This is a genomic window from Clostridioides sp. ZZV14-6154 (assembly GCF_020657785.1).
Classification (GTDB): domain Bacteria; phylum Bacillota; class Clostridia; order Peptostreptococcales; family Peptostreptococcaceae; genus Clostridioides.
The window spans coordinates 1-382 of record NZ_JAGWCY010000065.1 but is presented as its reverse complement, the minus strand read 5'-3'; the positions used below and the strand labels follow the sequence as shown (position 1 = coordinate 382).

Genomic DNA, 382 nt, shown 5'->3' with positions numbered 1-382 from the left:
CAATTCCAAGTACTAAAGTTCCAATACCCATATTTACATCTGAAAATCCTAAGAATTGAGCCATCAAACTACCAGATAAAGCTATAAGTCCATTTGAAATCATAAGTCCTAATATTTTTATAGAACCAATATTTATACCCAAAGATTTAATCATTTGAGAGTTGTCACCAACACCTTTTAGAGTGTATCCAAGACCTGTCTTTAAGAATAAATCTAAAAGCACTTTACAGATAAATACAAATACTAAAGCTAAAACTATAGGAGATATTTCTCCATTGAATAAATGTTTAAAACTAAATAGTGGGATATTTGATTTTCCCATTATTCTTAAGTTGATAGAGTAGAGCATTCCCATAACTAAAATACCAGAAAGTAAGTTAGA

General features: G+C 29.1%; 1 protein-coding gene. It reads right to left on the bottom strand.

The genetic code is table 11. The features are described from left to right. Nucleotides 1–382, bottom strand: a 382-nt coding sequence (locus KGF45_RS19725; RefSeq protein ID WP_413926605.1) for an ABC transporter permease subunit, incomplete at both ends; no start/stop codon positions are given.